The organism is Ruegeria sp. CDSA193 (assembly GCF_059611885.1).
In genome coordinates this window covers 14,422-32,004 of record NZ_JBXWPN010000007.1, presented here as the reverse complement: position 1 = coordinate 32,004, position 17,583 = coordinate 14,422, and the positions used below count along the sequence as shown (strand labels likewise).

Genomic DNA, 17,583 nt, shown 5'->3' with positions numbered 1-17,583 from the left:
TAAGTCATGGGATTCAGCAGCCTTTTGGCCATGCTGCTTATTGGTGCCATCGCGGGATGGTTGTCCGGAAAGATCATGGAAGGCCGGGGATTCGGCTTGATTGGTAACATCATCGTTGGCGTTGTCGGGGCATTTCTGGCCGGGCTGATTTTCCCAGCCCTTGGTTTTGCCGTCGGCGGCGGTCTGGTCTCGTCAATTATTTTCGCCACCATTGGGGCAATCATTCTGCTTTTCCTGATCGGCCTTGTGAAACGCGGATAAAAGCCGCCCGCTGGGCGGCTCTGCCGTTTCAATGTGCCATGAACACCGGAACAGTCGATTGTTCCAGCATATTGCGTGTCGCGCCGCCCAGGATGGCTTCTCGGAATCGGGAATGCCCATAGGCGCCCATGACGATCATATCTGTTTCGGTATCCGTCGCATGGCGGTTCAGGATGTCCGATACACGCGACATTGTTTTGCTGAGCACGTCGATTTCGCACTTAACTCCGTGGCGCGACAGCATCTGGGACAACAACCCACCGGGGTCCGAGCGATCCGGCCCATGCGTTGGTGGGTCGATCACCACGATCCGCACCTGATCGGCCCCGATCAGGAAGGGTAGGGCGCAGCGAATTGCGCGCATGGCTTCGACGCTTTCGTTCCAGCCGACCAAGACAGTACCGGGCTTGTCAAAAGGCGTCGTGTTTTCGGGAATGACCAGAACCGGAGCGTGACCTTCGAACATGGCTGCCTCGACGATAGGCTCTGCTTCGACGCTGCGGTCTTTTCCGTAAGGTTGCGGCAAAATAACAAGGTCCGAGAACCGCGCCCGATGGGCAACGTGGCGACCAATATCGGCAATCTGGGCCACGCCGCTTTCCGCAGACCAGCGTACGCCGGAACTGTTCAGATAGGTCTCTGCATAGTGCAGGGTGTCCTCGGCCTCTGCTTTGGCGCGGGACAGGGTCTCCTGCAGAATCAGCGCGTTGGCGCCAGCATAGTAATAACCGGTCTGACTGCGATCGACCCCCAGGCACAGGGCTTCGGCATGCGCATCCTGGGCTGTGGCCAGGGCTGCCATCTGTGCAAGCGCCGGGGCCGATTGTTCCGTTTCCGTTAGAACTGTGAGAAGGGACTTATACGCCATCTTGACCTCTTGCCTCCAGGGCCGTTCCGTCCGCGACATTCCGGCCAAATCATTTCTGTAGCCTTGTCATAATATTCGCTATTCTGTCTTGATACAGATCAAAGCAGTTTGGGCTGTCCTCGGACAAAACAACGACCAGTCAAATGGGTTCCGCGACAAAAAAGAATCGCGCGGAGCATGGCAAAGGGACGCAATATGTCAAATTACATCAAGCTGATCGTGCTTGGTCTGATCGTGCTGTTTGCAGCGATCGGGACCAATTATGCACGCGATTTGGCGTATCAGGTGCATGCAATTCTGGTGATGTTGATCGCCGCGGGATTGTTCATCTGGACGCTTAGAAACACGGATGAGCCAGATATCCTCATAGATCGTTCAGGCGAATACATGGACGATGTGGTCCGTTACGGCGTAATCGCGACGGCCTTTTGGGGCGTGGTTGGTTTTCTTGCCGGGACATTCATCGCCTTTCAGCTGGCCTATCCGGTGCTGAACTTTGAATGGGCACAAGGATATCTGAATTTTGGCCGATTGCGTCCGCTACATACATCGGCGGTTATCTTTGCCTTTGGCGGCAACGCACTAATCGCAACGTCCTTCTACGTCGTCCAGCGGACCAGCGCCGCGCGCCTGTGGGGCGGCAATCTGGCATGGTTCGTTTTCTGGGGCTACCAGCTGTTCATTGTGCTGGCTGCGACCGGGTATGTGCTGGGCGGAACCCAGTCCAAGGAATACGCCGAGCCGGAATGGTATGTTGACCTGTGGTTGACCATCGTCTGGGTGGCCTATCTGGCTGTGTTCCTTGGGACGATTGTCAGGCGGAAAGAGCCTCATATCTATGTGGCGAACTGGTTCTACCTGGCCTTTATCGTTACCGTCGCCATGCTGCATCTGGTCAACAACATGACTATCCCTGTCAGCATCTGGGGTTCGAAATCTGTCATCGTCTGGTCAGGCGTTCAGGACGCAATGATCCAGTGGTGGTACGGCCACAACGCTGTGGGCTTTTTCCTGACAGCCGGCTTTCTGGGTATGATGTACTACTTCATCCCGAAACAGGCCGAGCGACCGGTGTTCAGCTACAAGCTGTCGATCATCCACTTCTGGGCGCTCATCTTCCTGTATATCTGGGCCGGACCGCACCACTTGCACTATACCGCGCTGCCTGACTGGGCCTCGACACTGGGCATGGTGTTCTCGATCGTGCTGTGGATGCCGTCCTGGGGTGGTATGATCAACGGGCTGATGACCCTATCGGGTGCGTGGGACAAGCTGCGTACGGACCCGGTGATCCGGATGATGGTGATTTCGGTCGGCTTCTATGGCATGTCCACTTTTGAGGGCCCGATGATGTCGATCCGAGCGGTTAACTCTTTGAGCCACTATACCGACTGGACCATTGGTCACGTGCATTCGGGTGCGCTGGGTTGGAACGGCATGATCACCTTTGGTGCGCTGTACTTCCTGGTTCCTGTCTTGTGGAAGCGTGAGCGTCTGTATTCGTTGCAAATGGTCAGCTGGCACTTCTGGCTCGCCACTATCGGCATCGTGCTCTACGCCGCGTCGATGTGGGTGACAGGTATCATGGAAGGCCTGATGTGGCGCGAAGTGGATGCCAACGGTTTCCTTGTGAACTCGTTCGCCGACACCGTGGCTGCCAAGTTCCCGATGTATGTGGTGCGAGCTCTGGGTGGGGTCATGTTCCTCGCTGGGGCGCTGATCATGTGCTACAACCTGTGGATGACTGTGCGGAAAGCGCCGGCCAAAGAGGCCAGCCTGACCGTCGCGGTCCCGGCTGAATAAGGAGGGCCGGAGCAATGGCAATTCTCGACAAACATAAGATCCTCGAGACCAACGCGACCCTCCTGCTGATCTTCAGCTTTCTGGTCGTGACCATCGGTGGCATCGTGCAGATCACCCCGCTGTTCTATCTTGAGAACACCATCGAAAAAGTGGAGGGCATGCGCCCTTACACCCCCTTGGAAATGGCGGGCCGTGACATCTATATCCGCGAAGGCTGCTATGTCTGCCACAGTCAGATGATCCGCCCGATGCGGGATGAGGTCGAGCGCTATGGCCACTACTCGCTGGCGGCTGAATCAATGTATGATCATCCCTTCCAGTGGGGGTCCAAACGCACCGGGCCTGATCTGGCCCGTGTCGGTGGTCGTTATTCTGACCAGTGGCATGTGGATCACCTGCGCAACCCGCAGTCGGTGGTACCTGAATCTGTAATGCCGAAATACGGCTTCCTCGAGCATCGCAAGATTGACGGTAAGTACATCGGTGATGTCATGAAGGCGAATGCGCTGGTAGGCACGCCCTATACCGAAGAGATGCTGGAGAACGCCGTGGCGGATTTCCGGGCGCAGGCCGATCCCGACAGTGACTATGACGGCCTGCTGGAACGCTATGGTGACAAGGTCAGCGTGCGGAACTTCGATGGTCAGCCCGAGCTGACTGAAGCGGATGCGATGGTCGCTTATCTGCAGATGCTGGGAACGCTGGTCGATTTCTCGACCTTCACCCCAGACGCGAACCGGTAAAGGAGGGTGTGATGGAAGAATATACACTCTTACGGCAATTCGCGGATAGCTGGATGTTGCTGCTGCTCTTTGTTTTCTTTGTTGGGATCATAATCTGGGTTTTTCGCCCGGGTTCCAGCAAGGAATACAAGGACACCGCGAATATCCCGTTTCGGCATGATGATGCACCAGCGCCCCTGCGGGGCGACGACAATCCCGCCACATCCAAGGAGGCGCGGCAATGAGCAAGACACCTGAAAAACAGCCGGGTGATCCGAGTACAACCGGCCACAGCTGGGATGGTATCGAAGAATTCGAAAACCCGATGCCGCGCTGGTGGTTGTGGACATTCTACGCCACCATCTTCTGGGCGGTAATCTATACGATCATGTATCCCGCATGGCCCTTGGTTCAATCCGCCACTGCTGGCGTTTTGGGCTGGTCCTCTCGCGCTCTGGTACAAGAAGAGATGATTGCGTTTGAGGAGGCGAATGCCCCTTGGAACGCCAAGCTTGTGGAAACATCGCTTGAAGATATCTCGGCAGATCCCGAACTGCAGCAATACGCGGCGAATGCCGGGGGCGCGGTGTTCCGTACCTGGTGTGCGCAATGCCACGGCTCAGGCGCGCAGGGTGCACCAGGATTCCCGAACCTGCTGGATGACGCCTGGCTGTGGGGTGGTTCGCTTGAGGATATCGAGACCACAATCGCCTATGGCATTCGCAACGAGGAAAGCGACGATGCGCGCTATTCCGAAATGCCTGCATTTGGCGAAATCCTGGAACATGACGAGATCACCCAAGTGGTTCAATACGTGATGTCCCTGACCAATGCGCAGACTGATGACGTAGCTGCGCAGGCAGGCAAGGTTGTCTTCGAAGATAACTGTTCGTCCTGTCATGGCGAGGATGGCACTGGTGACGTCTTTCAGGGCGCACCCAACCTGACCGATGCGATCTGGCTCTATGGTGGCGACGCAGAGGCATTGACTGAGACCGTGACCAATAGCCGTTTCGGTGTAATGCCTGCTTGGGAAAACCGCCTTACGGACGCGCAGATCCGCGCTGTGACGGCCTATGTCCACCAGTTGGGTGGCGGTCAGTAAGGCCAAAAGAATACCTTCGGACGGTTCGCCGCCCGAAGGTTAAGGCACCGGCTGTTCTCTCTGTTCGCGCGTTTCCTGAACAGCCGGTGCTACTATTATCAGACTACAGGCCCCCATTGGTGCAGTCCAGATGCGCCTTTTCGCGCGGGCCAGACTTTTCAATCCACCAGTGATGGTCCGGCAGCCAGCTGCTGCGCGCAAGGTCGCGGCTATCTGTGCCAGTGCCTTTGCCGTTAGCCTCTGTTTTGGTGGCTACCATGAAACTTCGTGCCAGTATCGCAAGCATCTGATCCCTCCTGGATTGTGTTGCCGCTGTTATCAGGATTGATCTTTAGCCTGATAAATGCGACTCAATTACCATTCCAATATGTAAGTAGGACTTACAGATGAACTGGATGGATATGCCGCCGCTTGCGGCTTTGCGCGCCTTTTCTGCCTTTGCTGAGACTGGAAATGTTGTTCAGGCAGGGGCGTCGCTGAATGTCAGTCACGCAGCGATCAGCCAACAACTGCGTGCGCTTGAAAAACACCTGGATCTGGCCCTTCTGGACCGATCCGGTAAATCCATGACCCTGACGGCCGAGGGCAAGGTTCTGGCGCGTGCCCTGTATTTGGGATTTGGGGCCATAGGTGCGGCGGTCACTGACCTGAAGCGTACAACCGAGGATCGCCCGGTCCACGTATCGCTGACGGCCTCTTTCGCAGCTTCGTGGCTTATGCCGCGCTTGCCCGCATTTCAGGCCGAGCATCCAGGCATTCACCTTGCGCTGGATCCTTCGCCCCGGTTGGTCGATCTGCGCCCGGGCGGCGTGGATCTGGCGATCAGATATGGGGCAGGGGACTGGCCCGATGTGACGGCCGAACTGCTGTTGCAAAGTCCGATCGTGATTGTCGCTGCGCCATCCCTGTTGACTGGGCGGGCACCTGTGACACCTAAAGCACTCAGCCGTCTGCCCTGGCTTGAGGAGTTCGGCACAACGGAGGCAACGCAATGGCTGGCCCGTCACGGCGTGGACCACAGCCCCGGCGCTGGCCGCATCGCCTTGCCGGGAAACCTGCTGCTTGAGGGAGTGCGCGCCGGGCAGGGTGTAACAGCCACCGTGCGGCATTTTGTCGAAGCGGATATCATTGCGGGTCGATTGGTCGAACTGTTCCGCGAACCCGACGGGCGCGGATACCATATTGTCACCGGTAATATGCCGCTTCGTCCAGGGGTGAAGATATTTATCAGGTGGCTCAGGCGGCAAGCTGGTAAGATGTGACAAAAGGTGTCTTTACGATGCGCTTTTGACCCATGTCAAAGTGGCTGCCCGTATGATCTGGAAGAAGACGCCGTAGAACAGCTACATCTGGAGCCAGCCCGTGAGCGATTCCGACCCCGCCCCCAGCCTATACGCAGCGCGCGAACCGATCTTTCCCCGCCGCGTGTCCGGCCCGTTTCGCAACCTGAAATGGTTCATCATGGCGGTAACGCTGGGGATCTATTACGTCACACCCTGGATCAGATGGGATCGTGGTCCCAGCCTTCCGGACCAGGCGGTGCTGCTGGATCTGGCCAACCGGCGCTTTTACTTTTTCTGGATCGAGATCTGGCCGCACGAGTTCTATTTCGTGGCCGGGTTGCTGATCATGGCCGGTCTGGGCCTGTTTCTGTTTACATCGGCGCTGGGGCGCGTGTGGTGCGGCTATGCCTGCCCGCAGACCGTCTGGACTGACTTGTATATTCTGGTCGAGCGCTGGATCGAAGGTGATCGAAACGCCCGCCTGCGCCTGCATCGTCAGAAAAAGATGGATTTCCACAAAGCAAGGCTGCGTGTGACCAAATGGGTCGCTTGGCTGTTTATTGGTCTGGCAACGGGTGGTGCGTGGGTGTTCTATTTCGCGGATGCGCCAACGCTGGTCCGTGATCTAGTGACCGGAAATGCACATCCGGTCGCCTATACAACCATATTGATCCTGACGGGGACGACCTTTTTGTTCGGTGGGTTCGCACGCGAGCAGATCTGTATTTACGCCTGTCCCTGGCCGCGCATTCAGGCCGCGATGATGGACGAGGATACTCTGGTGGTTGGGTATCGCGAATGGCGCGGTGAACCGCGCGGCAAAGGCAAGCGGACCGCGGATTCCGATCTTGGGGACTGCATTGATTGCATGGCCTGTGTGAATGTCTGCCCTGTCGGTATCGACATCCGCGACGGTCAGCAGCTTGAATGTATCACCTGTGCGCTGTGCATCGACGCCTGCGATGACATGATGGCCAAAATTGGCAAGCCGCGTGGCTTGATCGACTACATGGCGTTGAGCGACGAATCGAGTGAACGCGCCGGTGATCCGCCCAAGAATGTCTGGAAACACATCCTGCGGCCTCGGACCATCATGTATACGGGTATGTGGTCTGCGGTTGGCTTCGCGCTTTTGTTCGCCCTGTTCATCCGGTCTGACATTGATCTGACCGTAGCGCCGGTGCGAAACCCGACATTTGTAACCCTTTCTGACGGCACTATTCGTAACACTTATGATGTACGACTGCGGAACAAACATGGCGAGGACCGCCCATTCCAACTGACCCTGTCCGGTGATCCGGCCCTGAAGATACAGATCGAGGGGGTTGAAGGTGAGACTGTCAATGTGACGGCGGACACGGCACAGTTGACCCGTGTTTACATCGTCGCATCGGGCGACACCGGGCCAGCAACTTTGGATACGACGCCGGTCCGCATCTGGGTCGAAGACCTGCAGAGCGGTGAGCGCGCCTATAAGGACACCACGTTTAACGGACGAGGGAACTGAACATGGCTGAACGTAAATTCACCGGCAAACATGCGCTGGCTGTGTTCGTTGCATCCTTTGGCGTGATCATCACGGTGAACCTGGTTCTGGCCTATAGCGCGGTGAAGACCTTTCCGGGGCTCGAGGTCAAGAATTCCTATGTCGCCAGCCAGGAATTCAACGAACGCCTGAAGGAACATCAGGCGCTGGGCTGGTTTATCCGCGCCGAGATGTCGGGCGGCTTGCTGATCCTGCATATAACCGATCAGACGGGCGCACCGGTCAAGGTGGCTGACCTGCAGGCCGTTGTGGGCCGCGCGACCCATGTCAAAGATGATTTTGCTCCTGATTTCACATTCGACGGGACTGCATATGCGACTCCGGCATCGCTGGGTCCGGGCAACTGGAACATTCGGCTGGTTGCCAAAGATCACAGCGGGGCCGAGTTTGCACAGCGCGTGCCGCTTTATGTGAAGGGCTAGGGGATGTCTGCGCAGATGTCCTCTGGCACCGCAGCTTGCCCCGGCTGTATCGCCGCCCCGGCAGAGCCCGCAAGGCCGATCCCGCAGGATGTGCAGATCGCGCTGTCATTGCCGGGAATTCACTGCTCGGCCTGTATTGCCACGGTCGAGCGTGAATTGAATGCCCAGCCCGGGGTCGAGGACGCGCGCGTGAACCTGACCTTGAAACGCGCGATGGTCAAAGCCGCGCCCGATCTGCGGGCCGCCGATCTGATCCCGGTGCTTGAACGCGTAGGCTTTGAGGCGCACGAGCTGGACCCTGGATCCCTGTCTGCCACGCAGTCCGACAAAGCTGGTCGCGACCTGTTGATGCGGTTGGCGGTGGCTGGTTTTGCCTCGATGAATGTAATGTTGCTGTCTGTCTCTGTCTGGTCAGGGGCAACCGATGCAACGCGCGACATGTTCCACTGGATTTCGGCAGCGATTGCTTTGCCTGCGATCGCGTTTTCGGCGCAGCCCTTCTTTGCCAATGCCTGGAGCGCCTTGCGCGTCGGTCGCCTGAATATGGATGTGCCGATCGTGTTGGCAATCCTGTTGGCATTGGCCACATCGCTGTGGGAAACCGCGCTGAGTGGTGAGCACGCCTATTTTGACGCCGCCCTGACCCTGACGTTCTTTCTGCTGGCCGGTCGCTATCTGGATTACCGTACCCGCGCCGCCGCCCGATCCGCAGCCGAGGAGTTGACCGCGTTGGAAGTTCCGCGCGCGATCAGGCTGGCCGATGGTCAAGAAGTTGAGGTGCCCGTCGCAACGCTGAGCGTGGGTGATCTGATCCTGGTACGTCCCGGAGGCCGAATGCCGGTGGATGGCGAAATCGTTTCCGGGCAATCCGAGCTCGACCGATCGCTGCTGACGGGTGAAACCTTGCCGGTATTTGCGGAAACCGGTCTGACGGTCAGTGCTGGCGAGGTAAATTTAACGGGTCCATTGACCGTACGGGCGACAGCCGTGGGTGAGGATACCTCGCTGCACCGCATGGCCGATCTTGTGGCCATCGCGGAATCTGGGCGGTCGCGTTATACTTCGCTGGCGGATAAGGCAGCCAAGCTTTATGCACCGGGCGTGCATATCCTGTCGGCGCTGAGCTTTCTGGGCTGGTATATCTATTCCGGCGATATCCGCACCGCGCTGAATATCGCAGCAGCGGTGCTGATCATCACCTGCCCCTGTGCGCTGGGTCTGGCCGTACCGGCGGTGACGACGGCGGCCTCGGGCCGGTTGTTCCGCAAGGGGATGCTGATCAAACACGCCACAGCGCTGGAACGCCTCGCCGAGGTGGATACGGTTGTGTTCGACAAGACGGGAACACTGACCTCGGGAACGCCGGAGCTGACCAATCTTGCGGATCATGCGCCCGGCGATCTGGAAATTGCACTGGCACTGGCCGAGGCCTCGTCGCACCCGCTCTCTGTTGCGCTGGCGCAGGCTGCCCGTCAAGCGGGGGTCACGCCCGCAAATGTCGAGGGGATCTATGAGGTTCCGGGGTACGGCACCGAAGGCATCTTTCAGGACCATCCCGTGCGTCTGGGACGCGCCGAATGGACCGGTGGGCAAGAGGCTGAACAAACTGCGGCCTGGCTGTCGTTAGCAGGGCGGGCGCCTTCAGTGTTCTTGTTCTCGGACACATTGCGTGCTGGTGCGGCTGAGGCGGTTCAGGCGTTTCGCGATGAGGGGAAAAAGGTCATTTTGATCTCGGGCGATACGCAAGGCGCGGTTGAGACGCTGGCCGGTAAGCTGGGGATTGAGACATGGATTGCGCAGGCCCTGCCGCAGGACAAGGCAACCCATGTGCAAAGCCTGCGGGATCAAGGCTGCCACGTCCTGATGGTTGGTGACGGGCTGAACGACACGGCGGCGCTGGCCGCGGCGCATGTGTCGATTTCACCGGCCTCGGCGCTAGATGCTGCGCGCGTGGCATCCGATATCGTGCTGTTGGGTAACGACCTGTCGCCGATTGCGGGTGCCTGCGATACCGCGGTTAAGGCAACGAAACGGATTCGCGAGAACTTCCGTATTGCAACCATCTATAATATCATTGCAGTGCCACTGGCGGTTGCGGGCCTAGCCACGCCGCTGATCGCGGCATTGGCAATGTCGACCTCGTCCATTACCGTTTCTCTGAACGCGCTGCGGCTAAGGTGATCTGAATGGAAGTTCTGGCCTATCTCATACCGATTTCCCTGCTATTGGGAGGGGTTGGCCTGTTTGCGTTCATCTATACCGTTCGGTCGAACCAGTATGACGACCCCGAAGGCGATGCGCGCCGCATTCTAAGCGACGAATGGGACGATAAGCCCAAGCCCTGACGGCCCCCTTGAAATTGCCTCAATGCCCGGTTATGTCCGGCCCATCCGCTAGCAGAGAGAACAAAGCCAAATGGCAACTATGAATCCGATCCAGTTCATTCAGCAGGTCCGTGCCGAGGTTTCAAAGGTCGTCTGGCCAACCCGCCGCGAGGTGTTGCTGACCACGGTCATGGTGTTCATCATGGCAGCACTGACGGCTGTGTTCTTTGCGCTGGTCGATCTTGGTATTCGTGGTGGCCTGCAGCTGATTCTGGGCATGTTCGGTTAAACCGGGCCAGGCAGGGCGGAAACGTCGCTGCCCCCTTGCACAGCTTGCGATGTCAGAGTAGGTGACGCGGTACTATTCGGAATGGGCGTGCGGCGATTCGGGCTGTGCGCCGCTTTTTATTCCGGGTGACGCGACAGATTTTCAATAACGGCTTTTCCGGTAGATGGAATACAGCCGAAGGCAAACAAGGACGACAGGTTCATGGCGAAACGGTGGTACTCGGTCAGCGTTCTTTCGAATTTCGAAAAGAAGATCGCAGAGCAGATCCGCACGTCGGTGGCCGAGCAGGGCCTTGAGGATGACATTGACGAAGTTCTGGTGCCCACCGAAGAGGTGATCGAAGTTCGCCGGGGCAAGAAAGTCACAACCGAACGTCGCTTTATGCCAGGTTACGTGCTGGTGCATATGGAAATGTCGGATCAAGGGTATCACCTGGTCAACTCGATCAACCGGGTCACTGGTTTTCTGGGCCCGCAAGGCCGCCCGATGCCGATGCGCGATGCCGAGGTGAACCAGATCCTCAACCGTGTCCAGGAAGGCGAAGAAGCGCCCAAGCTGATGATCTCGTTCGAAATTGGCGAGAAGGTCAAGGTGAATGACGGTCCGTTCGAGGATTTCGACGGCATGGTCGAAGGTGTGGATGACGATAACCAGAAGCTGAAGGTCTCGGTCTCGATCTTTGGTCGGGAAACCCCGGTCGAGCTGGACTTCACTCAGGTCACCAAACAAAGCTAATTTCCAATTAGCGAAATTTGACAACGCCGCGTTGCCTTGGGCACTGCGGCGTTTCTTGTTTTGTAGCCTTCAGCCCGTTATCAGACCTGGGCAATTCAGGGCGGAACTGATCTGTCGAAATCGGGATAATCTTTGTCGTAACCAATCGGGATGGAACCCGGCCGCCTGGCATATTTGGACAACCATGCAAGGCAAGTGGGCAGGTAGATGAAATTCATACATATCACAGATATCCACCTTGTTGACCAAGACGGGCACCTGAATGGCGGCGTTCCTTCGACCCAATTTGCCCGTTGCCTTGAGGATATCGCCAAATGGCATTCGGATGCAGCGTTTTGCGTGATATCCGGCGACCTGGCCGAGTTTGGAAGGGCTGAAGCCTATCAGGTGCTCAAGTCACATCTGGACGGTTTCCAGCTTCCTTGTCACCTGATGATCGGCAACCATGATGATCGTAAGGTTTTCAGAACGGTCTTTACGGATGACCCTGTGGATTCAAATGGCTTTGTTCAGCACAGCATCGAGACCGACGCGGGAAAGTTTATCTTTCTGGATACGACAAAAGACGGTGCGGATATGCATGAAGGCCAGCTGTGCACCTTGCGCTTGAATTGGCTGAAAGAACAGCTGATCTCGGCGGGGGATAAGCCCTGCTATTTGTTCATGCACCACCCGCCTTTTGACATCGGCATTCCCTATGTGGACGACATCCGCCTGGTCGAAGCCGAAGTGTTTTTTGAAACACTCGGTCACGGGCGTAACATTCGCCACGTCTTCTATGGGCATGTCCATCGCATGACCTATGTGAACTGGCGTGGCATCCCGTTCACCAGCCTGCCCAGCCTCAATCACCAAATCCCTCTGACTGCCGACAGTGTTGACGGGGAATTCTGTGATGAACCGCCAGCCTATGGTGTTGTGCAGATCGCGGACGACCAGATGACTGTGCACTATAACACCTTTCTGCAGCGCAATCCGCTTCATCAGACCTGAGATATGGAACTTGGCCTGATTGTTCTTGTTCTGATTTCGGCGGCGACACATCCGCTGCGGGATCTGTTGTTGAAAGACACGGCGCATCCGGTGTCCTGTTATGTCGGTGTAGCGCTGACCTGGGTCATTCTTGCGGCGCTTCACGCTCGACTGGTCGGCCAACCCCTGACCGTCAGCCGCGAGGTCTGGCCTCTGGTGCTGGTTTCTTCCCTGGGGTTGAGTTTTTATTACTATGGCACGCTTTCAGCCCTGCGCCGGGGCAACCTTTCGGTGTATTATCCGATCATCCGGTCCTCGCCGATTGCCATCGTTGCATTTAGCTGGCTTGCGCTGGATCAGCAGTATTCGTGGCTCATCCTTGTGGGGATTTCGCTGGTCCTGATGGGCAGCCTGATGATCCAGAAATCGCCGGGCGGATTGCTGCATGATCACAAGGCTTTTGCGCTGGCTGTCATGGCGATGCTGGGCTCGGCCGCCTATTCGCTGAGCGACGCAAACGCTATGCAAAAAACAACGCCCGCGCCTTTCCTGTTCTACTGCTATATCCTGGTGACAGCGACCCTTGCCGGCATCCGGGCCTGGGAAGATCGCCATATGTTGACCCCATTTCTAGGCGTGGTACGAGGCTGGACACTCGCCCCGTGGCGGATCGTATTCGCGGGGGTTGCGTCCTATCTATCCTATCTTTTTATCCTGAAAGCTTTCCAGTTAGGCGCCGAGGCCGCACCTGTCAGCGCGGTCCGGCAGGCCTCGATTCCGGTATCCGTAGTCCTTGCCGCGCTCGTCCTGAAAGAGCCGCGCTTTCTCCACCGCATCGGCTGGGCCAGCCTGATCGCGCTTGGGATATTGGCAATCACACAGTCCTGATTTGCCTTTGCGCGACAACTGGCAAGCAAGGCAGAGGTGCACCAGGTTTTCTACATCACTCAGCGAGGTGGCGAAGCGCCCAAGCTGATGATCTCGTTCGAAATCGGCGAGAAGGTCACGGCCTACTCTGGTCCATTCGTGGATTTCGACGGGATTGTCGAGGGCGTGGATGACCAGAGGCAGGAGGCAAAATTTATTCGGTGGATTTTGAGGGGCCGCATTGCCCTAGTCAGTGCGGCATCTTGGATGGCTGAACGTTTACATTGATGATCTGGGTTGGTACAAAACTGCCCTATTGATTTGACCGAATGTTTTTTTCAAAAAAGTGACCACAAGGCGTTTTTCATGCGTGCGTTCATCTATTTTGTTTTCTTGATTTTAGCTGCGTGTACCGCTGATGTTTTGTCACCCGAAGTGTTGTCCTCGAAAGTAGCGCGCGCATCGTCCGCAGAGCTGTGTTCCGCATATCGGCTCCCAAGTACGACATTGCGGGGGAAACTGATGATCGAAGCAGAGCTGGCTGCTCGAAAAGTAGACCAATGTGGTTATAGCAATTATGGTCAGTACAGCCTGTCTACAGCTGGGACCAAATCCTACGAGCGACCGTTTTCATCCGAGGCAGCAGGGGTTGACTATGATTGTGATGGCTTTCCGAATGGCGCAGCAGCGCAGAGGTTCTTCTTAGCGTCTGGTGGACCTGTATCTGATCCACATAATTTGGATCTTGATGGCGATGGTCTCGCGTGTGAGTGGGGTGCTCAGATCAGGAAAGTATCTTCGTACCGCCGACCGGTTGCCAGCATTAGGCGTGTGACCTCACGATGCTACACGGGTCCAAGAGGCGGAACCTACACAATCACGGCGAGTGGAAACAAGAACTATGGCGGCTGCTAAGTTGCTCTGATAGCCCGCAAGGTTGTGCATGTAGCCTGTGCAATATCATTGGGCGATGACAGATGCTGTTTTGCTGTTGCTTAGCTTTGGAGCGAGGGTCAGTTTGGGTTCGATGTGGCTGCTTCAGGCCGTGATTCAAACCCTTGCCAATACTTCCGTTCCCCTGTACATGCCGCCTCTATCGTCTTTGGGCGAGATTCTCTCGTGGGAGATTACCGGGATCGCGATCCCGGATCGGACCACGCAACATAAACCGGGTGGAACGCGTTTCACCTACGTTGAAAGGAAAACCAAATGGCCAAGAAGCTTGCTGGTACAATGAAACTGCAGGTTCCTGCAGGTCAGGCGAACCCGTCGCCGCCAGTTGGTCCGGCGCTGGGTCAGCGCGGCATCAACATCATGGAATTCTGCAAGGCGTTCAACGCCAAGACCGCAGACATGGAGCAAGGCGCGCCTTGCCCGACCGTGATCACCTATTATCAGGACAAGTCCTTCACCATGGACATCAAGACGCCACCAGCGTCTTATTACCTGAAGAAAGCAGCTGGTCTGAAGCCGGTTGGCAAGCGTAATCGCCCCCGTGGTGCGGAAAACCCAGGTCGTGAGACCGTGGCATCCGTGACCTCGAAGCAGGTTCGCGAAATCGCCGAAGCCAAAATGAAAGATCTGAACGCCAACGACGTCGAAGGCGCAATGCAGATCATCCTGGGCTCGGCCCGCTCTATGGGCATCGAGGTGAAGTAAGATGGCAAAACTCGGTAAACGTACCCGCGCTGCGCGCGAAGCTGTCGCTGGCAAGGAAAACCTGTCGGTCGAAGAAGCAGTTGCCCTGGTCAAAGCCAACGCAACTTCGAAATTCGATGAGACCATCGAAATCGCTCTGAACCTGGGCGTTGACACCCGTCACGCGGACCAGATGGTTCGTGGCGTTGTTGGCCTGCCGAATGGCACCGGTAAAACAATGCGCGTTGCTGTATTCGCTCGTGGCCCCAAGGCTGACGAAGCGAAAGAAGCAGGGGCGGATATCATTGGTGCAGAAGATCTGATGGAAACCATTCAGGGCGGCACCATTGAATTCGATCGTTGCATAGCAACCCCGGACATGATGCCCATCGTTGGTCGTCTTGGTAAAGTTCTGGGCCCCCGCAACCTGATGCCGAACCCCAAGGTTGGCACTGTGACCATGGACGTGAAAGCGGCCGTAGAAGCAGCCAAAGGCGGCGAAGTTCAGTTCAAAGCTGAAAAAGGCGGCGTTGTGCACGCTGGCGTTGGCAAAGCGTCCTTCGACGAAGCCAAACTGGCAGAAAACGTTCGTGCATTTGTGACCGCTGTTGCCAAAGCCAAGCCAACAGGCGCCAAAGGCACTTACATGAAGAAAATCGCGCTGAGCTCGACCATGGGCCCAGGCGTGACTCTGGATGTGGCTGCTGCTGCGGGCGAATAAGTCCCTAGCTTACAGCTAAAATGATTGGACCCGAACGGTGAAGGCTGTTCGGGTCTTTCTTTTTCAGCCTCACTCATACACGGCTTGCAGGCGCAGGTTCAGGCGGTCTCTGCGAAAGCTCTCGTATTCGCTGCAGGATCTGTCCAATCGCCATAAGTCCAGCCAATCCATCACTAGACGTGCGCGCATGCACATATCCAGAACGTCCATCTGAATTGGATGGCGATATTTGCGAAAGAACATGTCTTTGTTTGTTTTCAGGATGCCGCTTTGATCAACCTGATCATCAGTGCCATCGCGAAAGATATCGGACTTTAGAAAGTCGACAATATCATACAAAGCTAGCTTTTCCCGCGTTTCGGTAAAATCCAGGCCGATCATTTCGCCATGCCCGACGATCAGATTTTGACTGTGACAATCTCCGTGTGCAAGGACCAGCAGTTCAGGGGTGCCTTTTAGCTGTAATGCCTCGTCGGTCAGATGCTGGACCATATTCCGCCCCCGGAGCTGTGCTGTGTCCGGGGCAAGACGTAGCAAAGCCTGAAGCCTGTCGATCATCCAGCTAGGGCGGAAATCATAGGTCTTGACGGGCTGAAAGCTGTGCAAATCGTTCAGCCACGATCCGGCGCGCCGATAGATGCGGCCGATCTGGTCGTCATCCGGGCTGTTATGGATAAGATCCGCAGCGGTGGGGCGGTCAATAAACTGCGTCACAAAAAACGCATCACCCGGTGATATGTAAACCGGGTCGACAACCCCCGCAGATTCGTATCGTGCAAAATGGGCGGTCAGCTTTCCGAGCATGTCAAACTCATCGCGCAAACGTCCCGTCCCGGGCGATTCCGTATCGACCTTTAGGGCATAGTCCCGGCGCGCACCCCGGACCCTGAGCACTATACGCGAGCCCGCAAAATCATGAGAACGATAGACGCATTCGAAACCCGCCGGTCCATCCTCGGGCGTTTGATCCAGGAACTCCTGAACAAAGCCGCGCGCGCGTTCGTATTCGTCTGTGGTGAGGGTCAGCATTCAGGGATGGATACCTAAGAAGAAAGGGGCTTAGCCAGACTGGACCTCAGCGCATGGAACATGTCAATCTAGGACACTGTTCCGGTGCCAGCTGCGCTGCTCGATCATTTCCGGTTTCTGCCCAATTTACCCCTTGGAAACCCGGCGTAACTGCCATAAAGAGAGCTGCGAAGTAAAGCGTGCGATTCGTCGTGCGCTTTATTTTGTTTCGTCCAAGACGGTGGGTGGTGTCATCTGGCCCCTTAATTCCCTGCCTGAGACGGGTAAGACCAAAGAATTCTGAGGGCTTCGATCCTCGGGCGAATTTTGGCTAATCCCGTAGCAACGGACCTGAACGCCGGAGCGTAAGCTGCGGCAAATATGAGCCGGGGTGAGATATCACCCCTAACTTGGAGAAAACTGTGGATAGAGCCCAGAAAGAGAAAGTGGTCGACGAGCTCGGCCAAATCTTCGAAAGCTCTGGCGTCGTAGTGGTTGCACACTACGCCGGTCTGACAGTTGCCGAGATGCAGGACCTTCGCGCACGTGCTCGTGACGCGGGTGGTGCCGTGCGTGTTGCCAAGAACAGGCTCGCCAAAATCGCCCTCGACGGAAAGCCATGTGAAAGCATTGCCGACCTGCTGACGGGGATGACCGTTCTGACCTATTCTGAGGACCCTGTGGCAGCAGCCAAAGTGGCCCAGGACTACGCCAAAGAGAACCAAAAGTTCGAAATTCTTGGCGGTGCAATGGGTGAGAACGCTCTGGATCGTGCCGGCGTTGAAGCCGTGTCCAAAATGCCTTCGCGCGAGGAGCTTATTGCTACTATCGCGGGCATGCTGGGCGCACCTGCTTCGAACATCGCTGGCGCAATTGGCGCACCTGCAAGCAACATCGCAAGCATCCTTTCCACCATCGAAGAGAAGGCGGAAGCTGCGTAAGCGGTTGGCACTGAATGATCTGCGTAGGGTAGCCACCCTGACGTTGGAACACACACTGTAAACGGAAAGAGCTGATAA

At 56.7% G+C, this 17,583-nt stretch carries 21 protein-coding genes; 18 read left to right on the top strand and 3 right to left on the bottom strand.

From position 1 onward, the window contains the following. Positions 1-6 precede the first annotated feature (6 nt). Positions 7-261 (top strand): GlsB/YeaQ/YmgE family stress response membrane protein, encoded by a 255-nt coding sequence (locus AC2FLG_RS14540; protein WP_142636950.1) that lies wholly within the window; start codon positions 7-9, stop codon positions 259-261. A gap of 28 nt (positions 262-289) precedes the next feature. Here the strand turns inward: AC2FLG_RS14540 and AC2FLG_RS14535 are convergent, their stop codons facing one another. Further along, positions 290-1,129: a universal stress protein gene (locus AC2FLG_RS14535; protein ID WP_142636947.1), complete on the bottom strand. Its 840-nt coding sequence runs from the start codon at positions 1,127-1,129 to the stop codon at positions 290-292. A gap of 195 nt (positions 1,130-1,324) precedes the next feature. Here AC2FLG_RS14535 and ccoN point away from each other — a divergent pair, with 195 nt between their 5' ends. Genes ccoN through ccoP form a run of 4 tightly spaced genes read left to right on the top strand, consistent with a single transcriptional unit; the run spans position 1,325 to position 4,759 of the window. Beyond that, positions 1,325-2,932, top strand: coding sequence for a cytochrome-c oxidase, cbb3-type subunit I (ccoN, locus tag AC2FLG_RS14530; protein ID WP_142636945.1), 1,608 nt, complete (start codon positions 1,325-1,327; stop codon positions 2,930-2,932). Positions 2,933-2,946: 14 nt separating this feature from the next. After that, the gene (gene ccoO, locus AC2FLG_RS14525) at positions 2,947-3,675 is read left to right on the top strand and encodes a cytochrome-c oxidase, cbb3-type subunit II (protein ID WP_142636943.1); all 729 of its coding nucleotides are present in this window, start codon (positions 2,947-2,949) and stop codon (positions 3,673-3,675) included. An 11-nt stretch (positions 3,676-3,686) separates the two neighbouring features. Continuing rightward, a complete protein-coding gene (locus AC2FLG_RS14520) occupies positions 3,687-3,899 on the top strand; it encodes a cbb3-type cytochrome oxidase subunit 3 (RefSeq protein WP_142636941.1) in 213 nt (70 codons plus the stop codon). Next, complete coding sequence (ccoP, locus tag AC2FLG_RS14515; RefSeq protein ID WP_142636939.1) at positions 3,896-4,759, top strand: cytochrome-c oxidase, cbb3-type subunit III; 864 nt, start codon at positions 3,896-3,898, stop codon at positions 4,757-4,759. The genes AC2FLG_RS14520 and ccoP overlap by 4 nt, the downstream gene beginning before the upstream one ends. Before the next feature lie 103 nt (positions 4,760-4,862). On the opposite strand, the gene AC2FLG_RS14510 is transcribed toward ccoP, so the two are convergent. After that, positions 4,863-5,045: a hypothetical protein gene (locus tag AC2FLG_RS14510; protein WP_281973103.1), complete on the bottom strand. Its 183-nt coding sequence runs from the start codon at positions 5,043-5,045 to the stop codon at positions 4,863-4,865. A 100-nt stretch (positions 5,046-5,145) separates the two neighbouring features. Between AC2FLG_RS14510 and AC2FLG_RS14505 the strand changes: the two genes are divergently transcribed. From AC2FLG_RS14505 to rplA, 12 genes are all read left to right on the top strand, one after another. Continuing rightward, entirely contained in the window at positions 5,146-6,021 is an 876-nt protein-coding gene (locus tag AC2FLG_RS14505; RefSeq protein WP_281973104.1) for a LysR family transcriptional regulator, read from the top strand. A 100-nt stretch (positions 6,022-6,121) separates the two neighbouring features. Next, positions 6,122-7,549 (top strand): cytochrome c oxidase accessory protein CcoG, encoded by a 1,428-nt coding sequence (gene ccoG / locus AC2FLG_RS14500; protein WP_496706749.1) that lies wholly within the window; start codon positions 6,122-6,124, stop codon positions 7,547-7,549. Positions 7,550-7,551: 2 nt separating this feature from the next. After that, the gene (locus AC2FLG_RS14495; RefSeq protein ID WP_281973106.1) at positions 7,552-8,010 is read left to right on the top strand and encodes a FixH family protein; all 459 of its coding nucleotides are present in this window, start codon (positions 7,552-7,554) and stop codon (positions 8,008-8,010) included. Positions 8,011-8,013: 3 nt separating this feature from the next. Continuing rightward, the gene (locus tag AC2FLG_RS14490; protein WP_271949818.1) at positions 8,014-10,191 is read left to right on the top strand and encodes a heavy metal translocating P-type ATPase; all 2,178 of its coding nucleotides are present in this window, start codon (positions 8,014-8,016) and stop codon (positions 10,189-10,191) included. A 5-nt stretch (positions 10,192-10,196) separates the two neighbouring features. Further along, positions 10,197-10,355, top strand: a complete 159-nt coding sequence (gene ccoS / locus AC2FLG_RS14485) for a cbb3-type cytochrome oxidase assembly protein CcoS (protein WP_142636927.1) — start codon at positions 10,197-10,199, stop codon at positions 10,353-10,355. Positions 10,356-10,425: 70 nt separating this feature from the next. After that, on the top strand, positions 10,426-10,623 hold the full coding sequence (gene secE / locus AC2FLG_RS14480) for a preprotein translocase subunit SecE (RefSeq protein ID WP_142636925.1): 198 nt from the start codon (positions 10,426-10,428) through the stop codon (positions 10,621-10,623). 201 nt (positions 10,624-10,824) lie between these two features. Beyond that, on the top strand, positions 10,825-11,358 hold the full coding sequence (gene nusG, locus AC2FLG_RS14475) for a transcription termination/antitermination protein NusG (protein ID WP_142637254.1): 534 nt from the start codon (positions 10,825-10,827) through the stop codon (positions 11,356-11,358). 207 nt (positions 11,359-11,565) lie between these two features. Beyond that, positions 11,566-12,351 (top strand): phosphodiesterase, encoded by a 786-nt coding sequence (locus AC2FLG_RS14470; protein WP_271949821.1) that lies wholly within the window; start codon positions 11,566-11,568, stop codon positions 12,349-12,351. A gap of 3 nt (positions 12,352-12,354) precedes the next feature. Continuing rightward, positions 12,355-13,218, top strand: coding sequence for an EamA family transporter (locus tag AC2FLG_RS14465; protein WP_496706747.1), 864 nt, complete (start codon positions 12,355-12,357; stop codon positions 13,216-13,218). A 36-nt stretch (positions 13,219-13,254) separates the two neighbouring features. Beyond that, entirely contained in the window at positions 13,255-13,485 is a 231-nt protein-coding gene (locus AC2FLG_RS14460) for a hypothetical protein (RefSeq protein WP_496706745.1), read from the top strand. 921 nt (positions 13,486-14,406) lie between these two features. Beyond that, entirely contained in the window at positions 14,407-14,856 is a 450-nt protein-coding gene (gene rplK / locus AC2FLG_RS14455; RefSeq protein WP_085823307.1) for a 50S ribosomal protein L11, read from the top strand. A 1-nt stretch (position 14,857) separates the two neighbouring features. After that, positions 14,858-15,556: a 50S ribosomal protein L1 gene (gene rplA / locus AC2FLG_RS14450; protein ID WP_142636917.1), complete on the top strand. Its 699-nt coding sequence runs from the start codon at positions 14,858-14,860 to the stop codon at positions 15,554-15,556. A 69-nt stretch (positions 15,557-15,625) separates the two neighbouring features. Here the strand turns inward: rplA and AC2FLG_RS14445 are convergent, their stop codons facing one another. Next, entirely contained in the window at positions 15,626-16,585 is a 960-nt protein-coding gene (locus AC2FLG_RS14445) for a phosphotransferase (protein WP_496706744.1), read from the bottom strand. Positions 16,586-16,986: 401 nt separating this feature from the next. Between AC2FLG_RS14445 and rplJ the strand changes: the two genes are divergently transcribed. After that, the gene (rplJ, locus tag AC2FLG_RS14440; protein WP_142636913.1) at positions 16,987-17,505 is read left to right on the top strand and encodes a 50S ribosomal protein L10; all 519 of its coding nucleotides are present in this window, start codon (positions 16,987-16,989) and stop codon (positions 17,503-17,505) included. Positions 17,506-17,583: the final 78 nt, after the last annotated feature.

Bases quoted from the DNA above. Each gene is read 5' to 3' on its own strand.
- AC2FLG_RS14540 (WP_142636950.1), top strand. From the start codon at position 7: ATGGGATTCAGCAGCCTTTTGGCCATGCTGCTTATTGGTGCCATCGCG.
- AC2FLG_RS14535 (WP_142636947.1), bottom strand. From the start codon at position 1,129: ATGGCGTATAAGTCCCTTCTCACAGTTCTAACGGAAACGGAACAATCG.
- ccoN (WP_142636945.1), top strand. From the start codon at position 1,325: ATGTCAAATTACATCAAGCTGATCGTGCTTGGTCTGATCGTGCTGTTT.
- ccoO (WP_142636943.1), top strand. From the start codon at position 2,947: ATGGCAATTCTCGACAAACATAAGATCCTCGAGACCAACGCGACCCTC.
- AC2FLG_RS14520 (WP_142636941.1), top strand. From the start codon at position 3,687: ATGGAAGAATATACACTCTTACGGCAATTCGCGGATAGCTGGATGTTG.
- ccoP (WP_142636939.1), top strand. From the start codon at position 3,896: ATGAGCAAGACACCTGAAAAACAGCCGGGTGATCCGAGTACAACCGGC.
- AC2FLG_RS14510 (WP_281973103.1), bottom strand. From the start codon at position 5,045: ATGCTTGCGATACTGGCACGAAGTTTCATGGTAGCCACCAAAACAGAG.
- AC2FLG_RS14505 (WP_281973104.1), top strand. From the start codon at position 5,146: ATGAACTGGATGGATATGCCGCCGCTTGCGGCTTTGCGCGCCTTTTCT.
- AC2FLG_RS14495 (WP_281973106.1), top strand. From the start codon at position 7,552: ATGGCTGAACGTAAATTCACCGGCAAACATGCGCTGGCTGTGTTCGTT.
- AC2FLG_RS14490 (WP_271949818.1), top strand. From the start codon at position 8,014: ATGTCTGCGCAGATGTCCTCTGGCACCGCAGCTTGCCCCGGCTGTATC.
- ccoS (WP_142636927.1), top strand. From the start codon at position 10,197: ATGGAAGTTCTGGCCTATCTCATACCGATTTCCCTGCTATTGGGAGGG.
- secE (WP_142636925.1), top strand. From the start codon at position 10,426: ATGGCAACTATGAATCCGATCCAGTTCATTCAGCAGGTCCGTGCCGAG.
- nusG (WP_142637254.1), top strand. From the start codon at position 10,825: ATGGCGAAACGGTGGTACTCGGTCAGCGTTCTTTCGAATTTCGAAAAG.
- AC2FLG_RS14470 (WP_271949821.1), top strand. From the start codon at position 11,566: ATGAAATTCATACATATCACAGATATCCACCTTGTTGACCAAGACGGG.
- AC2FLG_RS14465 (WP_496706747.1), top strand. From the start codon at position 12,355: ATGGAACTTGGCCTGATTGTTCTTGTTCTGATTTCGGCGGCGACACAT.
- rplK (WP_085823307.1), top strand. From the start codon at position 14,407: ATGGCCAAGAAGCTTGCTGGTACAATGAAACTGCAGGTTCCTGCAGGT.
- rplA (WP_142636917.1), top strand. From the start codon at position 14,858: ATGGCAAAACTCGGTAAACGTACCCGCGCTGCGCGCGAAGCTGTCGCT.
- AC2FLG_RS14445 (WP_496706744.1), bottom strand. From the start codon at position 16,585: ATGCTGACCCTCACCACAGACGAATACGAACGCGCGCGCGGCTTTGTT.